Genomic DNA, 16,875 nt, shown 5'->3' with positions numbered 1-16,875 from the left:
AGCGCCAACTGCCGGCGGGAGCGGCGGTCCGTGGTCGTCACGGGGCGTACCGGCGGCCGGAGTCGGCGTGGAAGACGTGCACGTCGGCCCAGCGCACGCCGACGCGTACCGCCGCGCCGCGCTCGGGCCGGCGGGGCGCGGGCACCCGGGCGACGACCCGGTGCCCGCCGGCGAGGGTCAGGTACGCGTACGCGTCCTCGCCGACCACCTCGACCCGGTCGACGGTGGCGTCCGCTCCGTCGGCGGCGTCGAGGGTGACCGCCTCGGGCCGGAAGCCGATCTCCAGCTCCTCGGCGGCCGGGACGGGCGCGCTGCCCGACGGCACGAGCGCCCCCGCGGCCGGGAGCAGGTTCATCGCCGGGGAGCCGACGAAGCGGGCGACGAAGCTGCTGGCCGGGGTGTGCCAGATCTCGTCGGGCGTGCCGACCTGCTCGATCCGCCCGTCGCGCAGCACGGCGATCCGGTCGGCGAGCACCAGGGCCTCGGTCTGGTCGTGGGTGACGTGGACCATGGTGGCGCCCAGCCGGTCGTGCAGGGCGCGCAGCTCGGCGCGCATCTCCACCCGCAGCGCCAGGTCGAGGTTGGACAGCGGCTCGTCGAGCAGGAACACGTCGGGCTCGCGGACCAGTGCCCGGGCCAGCGCCACCCGCTGCCGCTCCCCGCCGGAGAGCTGCCCGGGCCGCCGGTCCAGCAGGGCGGCGCAGCCGACGGTCTCGGCGGCCGCGCGGGCCCGGTCCCGGGCGACCGCGCGGGGGGTGTCGCGCACCTCGAGGCCGAAGGCGATGTTCTCGGCGACGGTCAGGTGGGGGAAGAGCGCGTACGACTGGAACACCATCGACACGTTGCGCCGGCCGGGACGGTCGGCGGTGACGTCCCGGCCGGCGATGCGGACCCGGCCGGCGGTGACCGGTTCCAGGCCGGCGACCACCCGCAGCACGGTCGACTTGCCGGCCCCCGACGGGCCGAGCACCACCAGCAGTTCCCCCCGGGCGACGGTCAGGTCCACCTCGTGCAGCACCGTCGAGCCGCGGTAGGCGGCGGAGACGCCTGCCAGGGCGAGGCCGGGGTCGCTCACCCGTGCTCGCCGCGGGCGAACAGGGGGCGGGTCTGCTGGTCGAGGTCGCGGATCACGTCGTCGAGCCGGTCGCCCCGGTGCATGGCGTTCTCCAGGATGCCGTACGTCACGTCCTCGATCTCGGGCCAGGTGGAGACGGTGGGCAGCGCCCGGACGGTGGGGATGGCGTCGAGGAAGACCTTCGCGCTGCGCGGCGGCTGGGCCGGGCCGAGGAACGCCGGCGACTGCGACACCCCGATGTGGGACGGTACGGTGCGGCCGGTGGCGGCGATGATGCGCTGGCCCTCCTCGGCGATGGCGAACTCCAGGAACCGCCACGCGGCGTCCTTGCGCTTCGCGCCCCGGGTCATGCAGTACGCGTCCGAGTGCAGCACCCCGACCTGCTCCTTGTAGACGGGCAGCGGGGCGACGTCCCACTCGAAGCCGGTGATGGAGCGGAACGTGGTGGTGGAGCGGCGGGAGCTCATCAGCATGGCGAGCCGGCCGTTGGCGAACCGCGACTCGTCGTCCTCGGCCTCCACCTCCTCGTCGGTGGGCACCACCCCGTACGCCAGCCGCAGGTCGACCAGGTTCTTCAGCGCCTCCCGGGCGGGCGGGGTGTCCAGGGTCAGGCGCGTCGGCCTCGCCGGGTCGTCGACGAGCTGGCCGCCGTTGGACCAGACGAACGGGGCGAGCCGGATGATCGACGGCTCGACGCCGAGGCCGTGCACGGCGGGCCGCAGCGCCGCGCCCTCGCTCTCGGTGGCCTTGACGACCACGCCGCGGGAGTCGCGGGTCATCGCGGACGCGGTGGTGAGCAGGTCGTTCCAGGTCCAGCCGGCCTTCGGCTCGGGCACGCCGTACTTCGCGAAGAGGGTGCGGTTGTAGTAGACGGCGAGGCTGGAGACGTTCTGCGGCAGGCAGAGCTGCCGGTCCTTCCACCGGAACGCGTTCCACGCCACGGGGTAGTAGTCGGCCGGGTCGACGGCGTCGGAGGCGGCGAGCCGGCCGTCCAGCGGCTCGATGACGTCCTTGGCGGCGAACTGGCCGTAGAAGCGGTAGTTCATCAGGAACAGGTCCGGCGGGGCGCCGCCGGCCACCGAGGTGGCCAGCCGGGCCAGCAGGTCCTTGCGGTCGCTGGCCTCGACGAGCTGCACGTCGGCCCCGGGACGCGCCTTCTCGTACGCCTCGACGAGGGTGCGGTAGGCGGCGAGTTCCTCCGGCGCGCCGAAGACCAGCAGCCGCACCGGGCCGTCGTCGGACGACCCGGAGCCGGAGCCGCAGCCGGAGGCGGCCAGCACGGCGGCGAGCAGCAGGGCGAGCAGCGCCTTCGGTCTCATCGTCGGGTCTCTCTCCGGTCGCATCGTCAGTCTCGTCCCGTCGGGTCGTCGTGGTGGAGGAAGCGCCGCTGGGCGAGCACGAAGACGGCCAGGGCCGGCACCGTGGCCAGCACCGCGCCGGCCAGGAACACCGGGAAGTTCGTCGGGTCCAGCACCGACAGGGAGCGCAGTGCCAGCGGCAGGGTGAACAGGTCGCGGTCGTAGACGTAGACCAGCGGGTCGAGGAAGTTCGACCAGGTGAGCACGAAGGTGAGCGCGGTGAGGCCGGCGGTGACCGGGCGGACCAGCGGGAGGGCGACCCGCCACCAGGTGCGCATCGGCGAGAGGTCCTCCACCAGGCAGGCGTCGTAGAGGTCCGCCGGCAGCGCCCGGAAGGCCAGGTAGTAGACCAGGACGTAGAGCGGCGAGGTGCCCAGCAACGCCGGGGCGATCAACGGCACCAGGGTATCGGTCAGGCCGAGCATCCGGAAGATCGCGAAGCGGGGCACCAGCAGCGCCGTGGCCGGCACCATCAGCGCGACCAGGGAGGCCGCCACGACGACGCCGGTGGTGCGCGGGGCGAGCCGGGCCAGCGCGAAGCCGGCCAGCGCGGCGACGAGCACGCTCAGCGGCACCGCGACGACCGCGACCAGGACCGAGTTGAGCGAGGCCCGCAGCAGCCCGCCCCACTCGACGGCCTGCTGGTAGCCGACGGTGGAGACCGGCTCCGGCACCAGCCGCGGCGTGGGCGGTGGGGGCAGGCCGGGCTCGGTGAGCGAGCCGGAGACCAGCAGCAGCAGCAGCGGGACGAAGACGAGCAGGACGAACGCCGCGCCGAGGGTGCGCCAGGCCCGGCCGGCCGCCTCGGGCAGCGGTGAGGGGCCGCGCGAGCGGCCCCTCACCCGGTCGTTGCCGATGGTCGACTTCCTCAGAGCGCGAGCTGCCAGGCGCCCAGGCCGTGCGAGGCGGCGTAGAGCACCCGCTTGCCGGGCACGACGGTCAGCCCGGCGACCTCGACGTTCGGCATGCCGCGGGCCGCCTTCACCCAGGTCGTGCTGCCCCTGGCCAGCCGCAGGACACCGAAGTCGGTGGCCGCGTAGAGGTCGCCGGTGACGTCGTCGCGGACCAGGTCGGTGATCGGCTGGTCGCCGAAGTCGTACGACCGGTCGGCCCAGGTCGCGCCGGCGCCGGCCAGTTTCACCTCGAACGCGTGGCCGAGGGTGGCCGGGGTGTTCGAGTTGAAGCCGCTGTAGGAGATCCATGCCCGGGCCGGGTCGGCCGGGTCGACGTGGATGCTGGTGACGAAGCGGTTGGGCGTGGCGGCGGTGTCGATCCGCGTCCAGGTGACCGCGGAGGCCGGCTCGGCGTCGACGTTGCGGGACACGAACACCCGCCCGGTGCTGGTGGCCGCGTACGCGGTGGACGAGTCGGTGGCGACCCGCTCGACCACCGAGACGGCGCCGCCGGCCCGGTCGCCCCACGCGGCGTCGGTCAGGTTGACCGTGCCCAGCGGCGCGAAGTCGCCGCACTGCGCCTCGAAGGTGCCGGTCCAGGTGTTGCAGATCCGGTCGGCCTCCGCCAGGCTCCGGTCGCCCAGGCCGAACGTCTTGGTCCGGTAGACGGTGCGGGAGGTGCCGGCGAACATCGTGCCGCTGACCTTCGGGTCGCTGATCACCGGGGCGTAGAACAGGGTGCCCGGGTGCCCGAAGATCGGGTCGGAGATCGAGATCCAGCCGCCCACGTCCCCGTTGTCGAAGTTCACCTCGGGCGAGGCGTCGTAGAAGGTGTGGAAGCGGAACTCCGGCTTGCCGACGTCGAAGCCCGACGCGCCGCCGTCACCGATCATCGTGTTGACCCAGCGGTTGCGCTGGCCCTTGTTCTCCCAGGTGCCGTTGTCCTGGGTGCCGCCCTGCAGCAGCGTGTGGTCGTGCGGGCTGGCCGACAGGCTGATGAACTGCAGCGTGTTCATGCCCTTGTTGATGCCGTCCAGCTTCGACGGGATCCGCGACAGCATCTGCTTGCAGCGGTCCTTCTGCGCCTGCGTGGCCAGGTTGCGGTCCGGGTTGTCGCACCAGGCCGACCGGTCCACGAACTGGCCGCTGGAGCGCATCACGCCGCCGTCGTTGGCCTCGAAGAACTGGTACGGGTTGCGCGGGTTGGTGACCAGCGCGTGCTGGTCGGGGTGCAGGCCGTTGGGGTGCAGTTCGTCGGTGCCGTCGTAGGTCATGTCGGTGCCGCTGACCCCCGCGTCGGTGGACAGCACCACCGCCCGCTTGTGGGCGACGGTCTCGCCGTAGACGTAGGCGCCGCCGGTGTAGACGATGTCCGGATGCCCGGCCGGGGTGTGCACGAAGACGTCGTACCAGCACTGGCCGGTGCACTGGTTGTAGGTCGCGAAGCCCGGGTCGGCCGGGTTGGCGCTGGTCAGGTCGGTGAACGCGGGGGCGCCGCCGGCCACGTCGTCGCTGCGGAACAGCCGCGAGTACGGGTTGCCGATGTTGCCCTCGTAGACGTACATCCGGGTCTTGCCGTTCGGCAGGGCGGTCACGTCGATCGCGGCCCGGGTCTGGAAGACGGCCGGGTTCAGCGACGGCTTGATCTGCGTCCAGGTGGCGCCGGCGTCCGCCGAGCGCCACACGCCCCGGGCGTACGAGGAGGCGTAGACGACGTTCGCGTCGCGCGGGTCGAGCTTGACGTAGCGCACCCCGCGCGGCGAGCAGGCGGCGGTGTTGTTGTACTCCGCGGCGTTGCCGGTGCACTGGGTGGCGTCGGCCGAGCCGTTGTGGATGAACCTCCAGCTCGCGCCGCCGTCGGTGGACTTGTAGAGGCCCCACTTCTCGGCGTCGGGCACCGGCCGCGTGACGCCGGTGCAGCAGGAGCCGGACATGCCCCGCAGCGCCGTGGTGGTGGCGACGTAGAGGGTCCTCGGGTCGCCGGGCTTGATCGTGATCTCGCCGATCCCCTTGCCGGCCAGGGCGTCCTTGCCCAGCGGGCCCTTCCAGGTGACCCCGCCGTTGGTGGACTTGTAGAGGCCGACGCCGGCGACGCAGCCGGAGGCGCAGGTGTTCGCCTCGCCCGTGCCGACGTAGATGGTCAGGCCGGTCCTGTCGTTACGGTCGATCTTGACCGAGCCGGCGGCGTTGATGCCGAGCGGCCCGCCCAGGTAGAACCACTTCGGCTCGGGCGCGAGGACGTTCAGGGTGCCCCAGACGCCGCCGCCGGCCGGCGTGACGTACGCCCGGCAGAGCAGGGCGCTGCAGTCCGGCGCGATGTCGATCGAGGTGACCCGGCCGCCCGCGACGTACGCGTTCGGCACGTAGTTGCCGGCGTTGCGGAACTCGGTGAACGGGTAGAGGGCCTCGTTCGGGCCGACGTTGACCCAGCCCCGGCTGCCGCCGGCGCGCCCCTCCGCGGCCGAGTACGCCGCCTTCGACCGGTCCATCTGGGCGATGCTGATCGTGTTGGCCGGGTACGCGCGCTCCAGGAACTCCTGCTGCGCGGCGTTGCCCGGGCCGTCCGGCGACATGCCGTCGTTGCCCGGCACGGCCTGGCGCAGCCGTTCCATGTGGGCGCCGAGGGCGCCGGGCATCTCCCCGTCGCCGGACGCGGCGGCGGGAGCCGGCACCTGGGCGCCGGCGAAGTGGATTCCGACGAGACCGGTCGATGCCACCAGGGCACCGACCGCCAGTCCCACGAGCAGGTGGCGACGTCTGCGCTTCACGAGGGTCCCTCCGGCGGATAGGGGCCGCCGCACGGTCCTCCGGGTTGGCGACCGTCGCTGGCAGCGTCCACGGTGGAGAATGGCAGAGCGCATCGACGTGGGCAATCCCCCGCATGGACCGGGATCAACGTATGGTTGTCCGTGGTGGCGCTGCTCGCCTCGCCCGCCGCCGCGTACGTCACCGGCGCGTCCTGGCCCGTCGACGGCGGCATGTTGCTGATGGGACCGCAGGCCAACGCGCTCACCTCCCACGACTGGCGGTCGGTGCGAAAGTGACGTGACGGCCGTCGACCGGACTGTCCAATCCCGAATCCTCTTGTAGGGTCTCCCGAGCTAGATCAACTACGCGGGGAGATGTCGTGCGGGCAGTCAGCAGGAGGACGTTCGGAAAGCTCGTCGGCGCGGCCGGCGCCGGTGCCGCCGGTGCCGGCACGCTGCTCCACGGGCCGGCGCGGGCGGCGGACGGGTGGGTCGCCACCGGCACCGCGGTTGCCGGGCTGAGCAGCTTCGACGACGCCATGAAGTCGTTCATGCAGGCGCGCGGTGTCAGCGCCGGGCAGCTCGCGGTGGCGTACAACGGCCGGCTCGTGCTGGCCCGGGGCTACGGCAACAACTCGGCGGAGACGATCCAGCCGACGTCACTGTTCCGCATCGCGAGCCTCAGCAAGTCGCTCACCGCGGCGGCGGTGCTCCGACTGGCGCAGGACGGCCTGGTCGGCCTCGACGACCCGGTGACCTCGGTGCTGGACTTCATCCCGCCGACCGGGCAGTCCGTCGACCCGAGGCTGCCGCAGGTGACCCTGCGGCGGCTGCTGCAGCACCTCGGCGGCTGGGACCGGGACCTCACCTTCGATCCCCTGCACGGCCGGGACCACGTCATCGCGCAGGCGCTGGGCGTGCCGCTGGAGCTGCGCAAGGAGGACGTCCTGCGCTACATGGCCGGCCAGCCGCTGCAACACAACCCGGGCAGCACCGTGGCGTACAGCAACTACGGCTACTTCCTCGCCGGCCGCGTCGTCGAGAAGGTCACCGGCCTGTCCTACGAGGCGTACGTCAAGCAGAAGCTCCTCGCGCCGTTGGGCATCACTCGGATGGCGCACGGGAAGGCCCTGACGCGGTTCGCCGGCGAGGTCAGCTACCGGTCGCAGTACACCGGGCGCACCGTGCTGGACGACTCGGGCACCATCGTGCCGGCCCCGTACGGCACCTTCAGCATGAGCCTGCGCGACGCCAACGGCGGGTGGGTCGCCTCGGCGGTGGACATGGTCCGCTGGGCCACCATGCTCGACGGGGCCGGTGGCGTGCTCGACGGCGCCTCGCTGGCCAAGGTCACCGCGGTGCCTTCGACCGGCGTGAACGGCAACGGCTGGTACTACGGCCTCGGCTGGGCCGTGCGCCCCTTCGCCACCAGCGGCGGGACGAAGTACAACATCTGGCACACCGGCAGCCTGGCCGGCACCTACACCCTGCTGGTCAAGAGCTACCAGGGCATGAGCTGGGCGGCGCTGTTCAACCAGCGCGACGATCCCTCCGGCCTCAACTACGGCGACATCGACGGCGCGCTGTGGGCCGCCTCCCGCCAGGTGACCAGCTGGCCGACGCACAACCTCTGGTCGACGTACTTCAGCCCGTGGAGCACGGTGGTGGACAACACCACGGCCGGGCGCTTCACCGCCAGCAGCAACTGGGCCGTCTCGTCCAGCCTCACCGGCCGGTACGGCACCAGCTACCGTCGGGCCGTCCCGGTCGCCGCCAGCGACGTCGCCTGGTACAAGGTCGACGTCCCCGAGACCGGCACCTACCGGGTCGACGTCTGGTACCCGGCGTCCACCGGCAACAGCGCCGCCACCCCCTACATCGTGGCCACCTCGACGGGCAACAAGACGGTGCACGTCGACCAGCGGAGCAACGGCGGGAAGTGGTCCTCGCTGGGCACCTTCACCCTCGCCCGGGGCGACGGCAACAAGGTGGGTGTGAGCCGGTGGACCTCGGGCACCGGCTACGTGGTCGCGGACGCCGTACGCGTCACCCGGGTCTGAGCGTTTCGTGGCGGGGCGGGCGGGGCCCGACGCGCGCTCTGCGCTGGTGGCCCGGCCCGCCGGGCGGGCCACCAGCGCCGCGCGGGACAATGGGAGGTCCGCCCGCGTCCCGGCGAGCGGAAGGGTCACGATCGGCAGGAGAACGGTCAGCGTGTCGGAAACACCCCGGTCGTCATCGTCGGCGGCGGACGACCTGCGCGCGGACTGCGCCCGGTGCTTCGGGCTCTGCTGCGTCGCGCCGGCCTTCTCCGCGTCGGCCGACTTCGCCGTCGACAAGCCGGCCGGGCGCCCCTGCCCGAACCTGGGGTCCGACTCGCGCTGCGGCATCCACGCCGACCTGCGCGAGCGGGGCTTCCCCGGCTGCACGGTCTTCGACTGCTTCGGTGCGGGGCAGCGGGTGGCCCAGCACACCTTCGGCGGGCGGGACTGGCGCGACGCGCCGGAGACCGCGGCGAGCATGTTCGACACGTTCGCGGTGATGCGGCCCCTGCACGAGCTGCTCTGGTACCTGACCGAGGCGCTCGCGCTGCGCCCGCCGCAGCCGCTGCGCGACGAGCTGGCCGGGGCGCTCGCCGAGACCGAGCGGCTGACCCGGGAGCCCCCGGAGACGCTGCGGGCGCTCGACGTGGACGCATACCGGGGGCGGGTCAACCCGCTGCTGTCCCGCGCCGGGGACGCGGCCCGGGCGCGGGGCGGCCGGGCCGGCGCGGACCGGCGGGGCGCCCAGCTGTTCGGCGTCGACCTGCGCCGGGCCGACCTGCGGCGGGCGAACCTGCGCGGGGCGCTGCTGATCGGGGCGGACCTGCGCGGCGTCGACCTCGGCCTGGCCGACCTGACGGGCGCCGACCTGCGCGGGGCGGACCTGCGCGGCGCGGACCTGTCCGGCAGCCTGTTCCTGCACCAGTCGCAGCTCGACGCCGCCCGGGGCGACCAGCACACCGCGCTGCCACCCGGCCGGACGCGCCCCGGGCACTGGTCGCCGCTGGCGCTCACCCCGGTACGCCGCGCACCGCGCTCCCCCGGGCGGCCCGGCCGTCCCACCCGGCGGCGCTGACCCCGCTCCCGCCCACCGCCCGGTGCCGCTGCGGGACGACGTTTCACCCCGTCGCCGCCGGGTAGCCGGGGCCGGAACGGCACCGGCGACGGGGAGGCAGCGGTGGGGTATCGGGCACGCGACGGCGAGCTGCCGGTCGACCCGGCGCACGCCGAGGACGAGGCCGGCCAGCGCCGGCTGGTCCAGGTGGAGGCGGACACCGACGTCCCGGCGCCGGACGACACGACGGCGAAGCCCGACCTGGTCACCGAGGACGACGGGTCCGGCGTGGCGGGCGGCGCGTCGGGCAGCTCCAGCGGCGGATCCGGCATGCCGGGTCACCCGGACGCGGCGCGTTGAGCCCGGGGCCGGGCGTTTGCGATCACCTCACGGGGGCAGGAGTGCGGGCATGACCGAACAGAACCGTACCGACCGGGCCGCCACCGACGAGCCGGACGGCGCGACCGCCATGCAGGCGTCGCTGCGGCCGCCGGGTGAGTCCCTGAGCAGCACCGACGACACCGGCGACGACTTCGCGGACCTGCCGGCCGAGGACCGGCGCTCGGCCCGGGAGGTCAGCCGCGCAGGCTACGACGTGGCGGACGTCTCCGGCACCGTCGACCCGAACCGCGAGTAGTCGCCAACGCCGGCCGGCCGCCGGGGTGACCGGGTCAGCGGCCGACCGGGACCGCGGTGGCGCGGGCCTCGGTCATGCCGCGGTTGGCCAGCGCGTCGGCGCGCTCGTTCTCCGGGTGGCCGTTGTGCCCCTTCACCCACAGCCAGGTGACCCGGTGCCGGGCGCACGCGGCCTCCAGCCGCTGCCACAGGTCGGCGTTCTTGACCGGTTGCTTCGCGGCGGTCCGCCAGCCGTTGCGCTTCCACGAGGCGAGCCAGCTGGTGATGCCGTTGCGCACGTACGTGCTGTCGGTGTGCAGCTCGACGGTGACCGGCCGGGTCAGGCTCTCCAGGGCCTGGATGGCGGCCATCAGCTCCATCCGGTTGTTGGTGGTCGGGGTCGCCTCGCCGCCGCAGAGCTCCCGCTCGTGCGCGCCGTAGCGCAGCACCACGCCCCACCCGCCGGGGCCAGGGTTGCCGCTGCACGCCCCGTCGGTCCAGATCTGCACGACCCTGCCGGTCGTCTCGTCCGCCATGTCGGCAACCTACCGAATCCCGACCGGCTCTCCCGCCGTCGGGGCAGCCGACCCGGCGCCGCGGCCGTCGATCCTCGGACGGGAGGGCCGGCCCGGCCGCCACGCCTACGATGACAACCGCACGCCCGCCGTCAGCCGTCGGCGTCGGTCCGGCCGCCGCGCACCGGCGGCGGGACCGTCCACGTCGCCGACCGGCGAGCCGGGTCGAGGCGGTCCCGGAGCCGGGCGACGACGTCGCCGGCAGCGGCGGCGACCATCGGCAGCAGCCGGGTGGAGCTCATCACCGCCAGTTCCTCCGCCGGGGTGGTGGCGCCGTCGAGGAACCGCAGCACGCGCTCGGCCGGGTTGCGGTCGAAGAGCCGGTCGAAGAAGTCCGGCCCGCCGACGCCGCCGGCGTCCAGCGCCCGGAGCGCGACCGCGTCCATCCAGCGGTGGCGACGGGGGTACGCGGGACCGGGCACCGGCGGCCGGCCGGCCGCGAGGGCAGCGGCGACCTGCTCGGCCTGGCGGCGCATGGCGGAGAAGGTGAAGCCGGTGGAGGGCCGGGTGGCGCCGCCCGCCGTGCCGAGGCGGACCACCCGGGGCGAGGGCCGGGCGTCGAACGGGCCGTCGGTCATGGGAATCACGCCGTTCTCCACCTCCCGCACCCGCAGCCGCGCCGGGTCGAGGCCGAGCAGGTCGCGGTAGCCGGCCAGCGCGGCGTCGTACCCGGCGTCGCTGAGCAGGTCGGGTGAGAACTCCGTGTACTCGACCAGGGCGTACCGGTCGCTGACCGGCAGGACGTAACCGAACGACACGCCCCGGGCGGGCTGCGGGGTGCGGAAGTCCATCAGGACGGCCCGGGCCGGGTCGAAGACCGGCGCGTCGGACTCCAGCCACCAGCCCCGGAAGTGCTGGAGCCAGTTGGTGCGGCCGGGCCGGCGGGGCGGCCGGGGCCGGGAGTCCAGCACCCACGACGCGCGGAGCGCCGGCCGGCCCCCGCCGACGTGCACCGTGACGTGCCCGCCGTCGTCGTACAGGGCGTCGACGGGCGCGACGATCCGCCGTACGCCGAGCCGCCGCTCGGCCTCGGCAGCCCGGTCGTAGACCGGGCCCGAGCGCACCATGGCGTACCGCAGCGGGGCGAGGTCCAGGACGCGGCGGCCGGCGGGCGTCGCGACCTCGACCTGTTGCCAGCTCGCGGCCAACAGCGGGTCCAGGTCGTTGCCGGGGTGGTCCCAGAACGCCCAGGTGCGGTCCTGGCCGCGCCGGTGGACCGGGTCGACGACGGCGACCCGCAGGTCACGCACACCGTGCCGGTCCAGGGCGGCGAGCACCAGCGACGCGGCACCGCCGCCGCCGACCAGGGCCAGGTCGACGTCCAGCGGTGCGGAGGTGGTCACGCCGACCACGCTGCCACACCTTTCCCGACGACCGGCCACCGGCCGGCCGGGCCGGCGGTCGCGGGCACCCGCCGGGCGCCGGACGGCGGTAGGGTGCCGGCGGTCGCCCCGCCGGGCGACGGGCACCGTCGCCACCACCCGGAGGGTCCGGACCGCATGAGCACCACGGCCGCCAACGCGCTCACCGCCCGCTGGGCGTCCACGCTGGACGGGGAGCAGACCGTCCTGTCCGGCGCGGGCGTGTACCCGCTGCTGGCGCTGCTCGCCCCCTACGCCGCCGGGCCGGCCCGCGACGAGCTGCTCGCGGTCGCCCCCGATCCGGCCCGGTTCGACCTGGACCGCTCCCCCACCACCCGGCTCGCGCTCGCCACCTGGGCGCGGCGGGATCTCCGGCTGACCGACCGGTGGCTGCGGGAGGTGCCGGCGGCCATGCGCGGGGAGTTGACCGGCGACGAGGCGCAGGACCAGCGGGCCCTCGACGAGTGGGCCGCCACCCACACCGACGGTCTGGTCCCCCGGATGCCGGTGCCGGTCACCCCGGACACCGCGATGGTCCTGGCCAGCGCGCTGTCGCTGCTGACCGAGTGGGCCGAGCCGTTCCGGGACGCCCGATGCGAGCCGGCCGACGGGCCGTGGCGGGGCCGCCGACTCGCCGGGCTGGGCCGGCTGAGCCACGACCTCGACGCGCTCCGGGTCGCCGACACCGCCGCCGGCCCGCTGAGCCTGCTGACCGTGCGCGGCACCGAGGACGTCGACGTGGTGCTCGCCCTGGGCGCGCCCGGGCGCCCGGCGGCGGAGGTGCTGCCCGCCGCGATCGGCGGCCTCGGCGCGCCGTCCGCGCTGCCCGCCGCCGCCGGCCCCGGGGTCACCGAACAGGTCGTGGACGCGTACGACGACCGGCCGGAGCTGTACGTCTCCACGGTCGGCTTCACGGTCACCGCCGACCACGACCTGCTGAAGCGGCCGGCGACGTTCGGCCTGGCGACCGCGACCGGAGACGGCGACCACTTCCCCGGCATCGCCCGGCTCCTGTCCGTCTCGCAGGCGCGGCAGAGCGCGACGGCCACCTTCAGCGCGACGGGCTTCCGCGCCGCCGTGGTCACCGCCCTCTCCACGCGGGCGGGTTCCGCCCCGCCGCGACTCACCGCGCGCAGGCGGCGGGTGCGCCTCGACGTCGACCGCCCCTTCGGGTTCCTCGCCGTGCACCGGTTCACCGGGTTGGTGCTGCTCGCCGGCTGGGTGACCGATCCCACCGTGCGGGCCTGACGCCGGGAGGGCCTGGGACACCGACGCCAGGATCGGGACCACGGGGGCCGCTGCATGGCCGCTGTCGAGCTGCCCGCACAGATGGGGCACACCGTGCCGCGCAGCCCGACCGGAGCGTGCTGCGACGGGGTGTGGTCCTACAGGCGGGGCAGCTCGACAGCGCCCGTGGCACGCCACCAACCCATCGGGCAGAGCTGTCGAAGCGGTCACCGCCCGACCGCCTCACCCGTCGCCGTCGACGCCAGCGGGCGCTGGTCTACGGTGCAGCCATGGCGCACACCGACCCCGATCTGGCCATCGCCGCGGCGGAGGCCGGCGCGGCCGTCGTACGGGCCCGCTACGGCGGCACGCTGGACCGGTTCGACAAGGGCCCCGGCGACTTCGCCACCGTGGCCGACCTGGAGTCGGAGCAGGCCATCCTCGACGTCCTGCGCGGTGCGCGGCCGGACGACGCCGTGCTGGGGGAAGAGAGCGGGCACAGCGGCTCCCGCTCGGCGGCCCGGACCTGGCTGGTCGATCCGCTCTGCGGCACGCTGAACTACGCGGCACGGACCCCGCTCGCCGCAGTGAACGTGGCGTTGCGGGTCGACGCGGAGATCACCGCCGCAGCGACCGCCGACCCGCTCGCCGGGGAGCTGTTCTGGGTCGGGGACGGCCGCGCCCACGTGCGCCGCGACGGCGTCGACGAGGCCCTGGTGCCGTCGGCCCGGTCGCGGCTGGTGGACGTCGACCTCGACCCGCCGTTCCCGAACGCGCCCGTGTTCGACGTGCTGCGGCTGCTCGCCGATCCGGAGTTCGCCGCGCGGTTCCGCCCCCGGGTGCTCTCCACGACGCTGGCCCTGGCGTGGGTGGCCGCCGGGCGGCGGGCCGCGTACGTCACCGACCGGGACGTCCGGGACAGCGTGCACTTCGCCAGCGGCATCGCCCTGTGCCAGGCCGCGGGGTGCGTGGTGACCGGCCTGAGGGGGCAGCCCCTGCACACCGGCGTCGGCGGGCTGCTCGTCGCGGCGGACGCGGAGACGCACGCCGCCCTGCTGGCCCTGGTCGACCGGCAGTTCCGCGCGGCACAGGAGCGGACGGCTGTCCTGCCCTGACCGGCACGCCGGCCGACCGGGCAGCGCGTCAGGTGCTCAGCGGTCCCCCGCCCGGGTGCGGTAGACGACCAGCCGGCGCAGCGGGCCGGACTCGACGTCCGGGTCGTCGAAGTCGTCGGCCGGGTCGGTGGTCATGCCGAGGCGGCGCATGACCGCCTGGGAGCGTACGTTCGTCGCGGTGGTGATCGCCAGGATCTCCGGCAGCCCGACGGTGTCGAAGCCGTACCGCACGACGGCCCGGGCCGCCTCGGTGGCGTAGCCGTGGCCCCAGGCGGAGCGGGCGAGCCGCCACCCGGCCTCCACCCCGCTGACCGGGAGCCCGTCGTCGACGCGGTCCAGGCCGGCAAAGCCGATGAACCGGCCACCGTCGCGGACCTCGACGGCCCAGAAGCCGTAGCCGAGCGTGTCGATGTCGGCCTGGAACGACCGCGCCGAGGCGGCGGCCTGCTCGGCGCTGAGCAGCGGGCCGAGGTGCTCGCGCACCTCGGGGTCGGCGTTCATCGCCGCCCACGGGGCGAGGTCGGAATCCCGCCAGCTCCGCAGCAGCAGCCGTTCGGTCCTGATCTCCGTCACCGGGCGACCCTATCGGCCCCGCCGACATCCGGCACGCGGGATTCGCCCCGACACTGGCGCGCAGCCATTGACAACAATTAGTTACATATGTCACCTTAAATGCGTACGGCCACGGGGCGGTACGCACGGGGAGGTCTATTACATGTTGAAGAGAGTCGTCGCCTCAGCCGCGGTTGTCGCCTCATCGTTGGTCGCCGGCGCACTGGTGGCTCCAATGGCCGCGCAGGCCAGCACTCGTTACGGGTGCACCTATCCGCGCGTGTGCTTCTACCTCACCCCCAGCGACTGGACGGCGCAGCGGCCGACTGCGGCGTACCAGGACGTTACCAGCACCTGGCAGACTCTCGGCTCGTCAAGCCGTGGCTCCGCCTACGCCTTCAACTCCCGCAACGACGACGTCGCCTACTTCCACTTCACCAACGGCAGGCAGATCTGCCTCCGCCCGGACAGCCCGCTCTACCTGTCCCAGTACGGCACCGTTGACAAGATCCGGATTTCCAGTTCGTCAACCTGTTAGCCTCGACGTTTTTCTGAGGGCCGCCCGGCCGGTGGGCCGGGAACGCGGAAGTGCCTTCCGGGCTGGCACGACGAGACTTCCCAAGGTCTCGTCCGCCTGTTCCGGAGGGCACTTTTCCGTGCAGGTGGAACACCTCGCCACCGGTTCGGTGCGCACACGGCGACGGCGGCGACGCGGACGAGACCGGCCCGCCCCGCGGCATCGTCCCCGCAACGGGCCGGGACCGACCCAGGCCCAAACAGCCCGGCACTGACGGCATCGACCCCGGCCAACCCTCGCGGGCGGGCCGTGCCGGCATTTCCGCTGCTCCCTCCGCCTCCGGGGCGGACACGTGACGGCAACGAGGATTTCTCATTTTCACCGGATCGGGGGCCCAACCCTCCTAGGGTTGGTCACACCGGTGCTAGTCACGGAGTTGGCCACCCGAACGACGTCCCACGCAGTCAGCGGACGAAAAGTGAGGGAAGACGCGTATGAAGGTCACAACAGTTCTCGTATCGGCGGCGGTCGGCGTGGGCCTCAGCACGCTCCTGCTCCCGGGCGCCGCGCTGGCCGACACCGTCGTGTCACCGGCCACCACTCCGGTCGGCGGGACGGTCGTGCTCACCGCGACGACGTGCAACCCCAAGTCCGGCGACGCGATCTTCCACGTCACCGGTCCCGACCGAGACCAGAACGTCCGGTCCACCACGGCGGCGGCCGGCGGCGGTCTGAGCGCGGAACTCTTCACCGCCGGGTTCACCCTGGGCACCTACACGGTGACCGCAACCTGCGGCGACGGCAGCGCGGCCGGCAGCGCGACGTTCACCGTCACCCCGATCGGCGGCGCCCCGGCCGGCGGCCGCGACGACACCGACGGGGCCGGCGCGCTCGCCGCCGGTGGCGTCCTGCTCGGCTCCGCCGCCGGAGGAGCCCTGATCCTGGCCCGCCGCCGACGCCACATGGCCGGCGCCACGCTCTGACCGACGGCCGAGCCGTCCATCCCTGCGACGGGTGCCCGCACCGGTGAAACGCCGGAGCGGGCACCCGGGCGAACGCGTACGGAGGTGGGAACGTGTCCTGGCGCAGGCCCGGATGGGCGGTAGCGGTCGTCGCCCTGCTCGGCACCACCGGGCTCGGCCTGGTCACCGCCGGAGTGGCGACGACCCCGCCGCGCCCGCCCCAGCCCGGGGCCGCCGACGCGCCGCCCCTGGCCCGTCCCGCGCCGCCGGTGCCGCCACTGGGCCGGGCCGAACCGGTGGACGTGCGGATCCCGGCCATCGACGTGCGGGCCCCGATCGTCCCGGTGGGCGCCGACGCCGACGGGCGCCTGGAGGTGCCACCGCTGGACCGGCCCACCCTCGCCGGCTGGTACCGGCACGGAGTCAGCCCCGGCGAGACCGGCAACGCGGTGATCGTCGGGCACGTGGACTCCGCCGCCGGGCCGGCCGTCTTCTTCGACCTCGGCCGGCTCCGGGCCGGCGACACGGTGCGGATCACCCGCGCCGACGCCAGCGTCGCGACCTTCGCCGTCGACGGTGTCGCGTCGTACCCGAAGGACCGCTTCCCCACCGACCTGGTCTACGGCCCCAGCGGGGCGGCCGGCCTGCGCCTGATCACCTGCGGCGGCCGGTTCGACCGGCGCGTCGGCGGTTACGTCGACAACGTCGTCGTCTTCGCCACCCGGGTGCCGTGACCCAGGATTCGCCGGGCCCGAGTACGGTGTCCGCGCGGATGCCGGCGACGC

General features: G+C 74.3%; 17 protein-coding genes. 10 read left to right on the top strand and 7 right to left on the bottom strand.

Translation table 11 applies throughout. The features are described 5' to 3' along the window. Window positions 1-37 precede the first annotated feature (37 nt). From ACZ6O2_RS20100 to ACZ6O2_RS20085, 4 genes are read right to left on the bottom strand one after another with little or no spacing between them, the layout of a single operon-like run. Window positions 38-1,075, bottom strand: coding sequence for an ABC transporter ATP-binding protein (locus tag ACZ6O2_RS20100; protein WP_350708264.1), 1,038 nt, complete (start codon window positions 1,073-1,075; stop codon window positions 38-40). Continuing rightward, the gene (locus tag ACZ6O2_RS20095) at window positions 1,072-2,394 is read right to left on the bottom strand and encodes an ABC transporter substrate-binding protein (RefSeq protein WP_466023875.1); all 1,323 of its coding nucleotides are present in this window, start codon (window positions 2,392-2,394) and stop codon (window positions 1,072-1,074) included. Before ACZ6O2_RS20095 ends, ACZ6O2_RS20100 begins: the two co-directional genes overlap by 4 nt. A 26-nt stretch (window positions 2,395-2,420) precedes the next feature. Then, window positions 2,421-3,275: a carbohydrate ABC transporter permease gene (locus ACZ6O2_RS20090; protein ID WP_466023874.1), complete on the bottom strand. Its 855-nt coding sequence runs from the start codon at window positions 3,273-3,275 to the stop codon at window positions 2,421-2,423. Window positions 3,276-3,301: 26 nt separating this feature from the next. Continuing rightward, entirely contained in the window at window positions 3,302-6,094 is a 2,793-nt protein-coding gene (locus tag ACZ6O2_RS20085; protein ID WP_350708259.1) for a beta propeller repeat protein, read from the bottom strand. A gap of 144 nt (window positions 6,095-6,238) precedes the next feature. Here ACZ6O2_RS20085 and ACZ6O2_RS20080 point away from each other — a divergent pair, with 144 nt between their 5' ends. The 5 genes from ACZ6O2_RS20080 (at window position 6,239) to ACZ6O2_RS20060 (ending at window position 9,803) form a co-directional block, all read left to right on the top strand. Further along, the gene (locus ACZ6O2_RS20080; RefSeq protein WP_466023873.1) at window positions 6,239-6,370 is read left to right on the top strand and encodes a hypothetical protein; all 132 of its coding nucleotides are present in this window, start codon (window positions 6,239-6,241) and stop codon (window positions 6,368-6,370) included. Window positions 6,371-6,453: 83 nt separating this feature from the next. Further along, window positions 6,454-8,133: a serine hydrolase gene (locus ACZ6O2_RS20075; protein WP_350708256.1), complete on the top strand. Its 1,680-nt coding sequence runs from the start codon at window positions 6,454-6,456 to the stop codon at window positions 8,131-8,133. 151 nt (window positions 8,134-8,284) lie between these two features. Next, complete coding sequence (locus ACZ6O2_RS20070; protein WP_466023872.1) at window positions 8,285-9,187, top strand: pentapeptide repeat-containing protein; 903 nt, start codon at window positions 8,285-8,287, stop codon at window positions 9,185-9,187. 102 nt (window positions 9,188-9,289) lie between these two features. After that, window positions 9,290-9,526: a preprotein translocase YidC gene (locus ACZ6O2_RS20065; RefSeq protein ID WP_350708252.1), complete on the top strand. Its 237-nt coding sequence runs from the start codon at window positions 9,290-9,292 to the stop codon at window positions 9,524-9,526. Between the two features lie 49 nt (window positions 9,527-9,575). Further along, window positions 9,576-9,803, top strand: coding sequence for a hypothetical protein (locus ACZ6O2_RS20060; protein WP_350684980.1), 228 nt, complete (start codon window positions 9,576-9,578; stop codon window positions 9,801-9,803). A gap of 34 nt (window positions 9,804-9,837) precedes the next feature. On the opposite strand, the gene rnhA is transcribed toward ACZ6O2_RS20060, so the two are convergent. Together rnhA and ACZ6O2_RS20050 are read right to left on the bottom strand one after the other, a co-directional pair. Further along, entirely contained in the window at window positions 9,838-10,317 is a 480-nt protein-coding gene (gene rnhA, locus ACZ6O2_RS20055; protein ID WP_350708250.1) for a ribonuclease HI, read from the bottom strand. A 131-nt stretch (window positions 10,318-10,448) separates the two neighbouring features. After that, complete coding sequence (locus ACZ6O2_RS20050; RefSeq protein WP_466023871.1) at window positions 10,449-11,699, bottom strand: lycopene cyclase family protein; 1,251 nt, start codon at window positions 11,697-11,699, stop codon at window positions 10,449-10,451. Window positions 11,700-11,855: 156 nt separating this feature from the next. Between ACZ6O2_RS20050 and ACZ6O2_RS20045 the strand changes: the two genes are divergently transcribed. Both ACZ6O2_RS20045 and ACZ6O2_RS20040 read left to right on the top strand, forming a co-directional pair. After that, window positions 11,856-12,965, top strand: coding sequence for a serpin family protein (locus ACZ6O2_RS20045; RefSeq protein ID WP_466023870.1), 1,110 nt, complete (start codon window positions 11,856-11,858; stop codon window positions 12,963-12,965). Between the two features lie 269 nt (window positions 12,966-13,234). Further along, window positions 13,235-14,059 carry an inositol monophosphatase family protein gene (locus ACZ6O2_RS20040; protein ID WP_466023869.1) on the top strand — a complete coding sequence of 275 codons (825 nt, stop codon included), beginning with the start codon at window positions 13,235-13,237 and terminating at the stop codon, window positions 14,057-14,059. Between the two features lie 36 nt (window positions 14,060-14,095). Here ACZ6O2_RS20040 and ACZ6O2_RS20035 read toward each other — a convergent pair whose 3' ends face one another. Further along, the gene (locus ACZ6O2_RS20035; RefSeq protein ID WP_350708243.1) at window positions 14,096-14,632 is read right to left on the bottom strand and encodes a GNAT family N-acetyltransferase; all 537 of its coding nucleotides are present in this window, start codon (window positions 14,630-14,632) and stop codon (window positions 14,096-14,098) included. Window positions 14,633-14,891: 259 nt separating this feature from the next. On the opposite strand from ACZ6O2_RS20035, the gene ACZ6O2_RS20030 reads away from it, so the two are divergent. The 3 genes from ACZ6O2_RS20030 (at window position 14,892) to ACZ6O2_RS20020 (ending at window position 16,824) form a co-directional block, all read left to right on the top strand. Continuing rightward, the gene (locus ACZ6O2_RS20030) at window positions 14,892-15,149 is read left to right on the top strand and encodes a hypothetical protein (RefSeq protein WP_350708241.1); all 258 of its coding nucleotides are present in this window, start codon (window positions 14,892-14,894) and stop codon (window positions 15,147-15,149) included. 473 nt (window positions 15,150-15,622) lie between these two features. Then, the gene (locus ACZ6O2_RS20025; RefSeq protein WP_466023868.1) at window positions 15,623-16,111 is read left to right on the top strand and encodes a hypothetical protein; all 489 of its coding nucleotides are present in this window, start codon (window positions 15,623-15,625) and stop codon (window positions 16,109-16,111) included. 92 nt (window positions 16,112-16,203) lie between these two features. Continuing rightward, complete coding sequence (locus ACZ6O2_RS20020) at window positions 16,204-16,824, top strand: class F sortase (RefSeq protein WP_466023867.1); 621 nt, start codon at window positions 16,204-16,206, stop codon at window positions 16,822-16,824. The last annotated feature ends 51 nt before the right edge of the window (window positions 16,825-16,875 follow it).

The organism is Micromonospora sp. NPDC048040, from assembly GCF_055587185.1.
The sequence above is the reverse complement of the archived record's forward strand: the minus strand, read 5'-3'. Positions and strand labels throughout refer to the sequence as shown.

Excerpts from the sequence above, each read along its gene's own strand:
- ACZ6O2_RS20025 (WP_466023868.1), top strand. The coding sequence starts at position 15,623 with ATGAAGGTCACAACAGTTCTCGTATCGGCGGCGGTCGGCGTGGGCCTC.
- ACZ6O2_RS20045 (WP_466023870.1), top strand. The coding sequence starts at position 11,856 with ATGAGCACCACGGCCGCCAACGCGCTCACCGCCCGCTGGGCGTCCACG.
- ACZ6O2_RS20060 (WP_350684980.1), top strand. The coding sequence starts at position 9,576 with ATGACCGAACAGAACCGTACCGACCGGGCCGCCACCGACGAGCCGGAC.
- ACZ6O2_RS20095 (WP_466023875.1), bottom strand. The coding sequence starts at position 2,394 with ATGAGACCGAAGGCGCTGCTCGCCCTGCTGCTCGCCGCCGTGCTGGCC.
- rnhA (WP_350708250.1), bottom strand. The coding sequence starts at position 10,317 with ATGGCGGACGAGACGACCGGCAGGGTCGTGCAGATCTGGACCGACGGG.
- ACZ6O2_RS20040 (WP_466023869.1), top strand. The coding sequence starts at position 13,235 with ATGGCGCACACCGACCCCGATCTGGCCATCGCCGCGGCGGAGGCCGGC.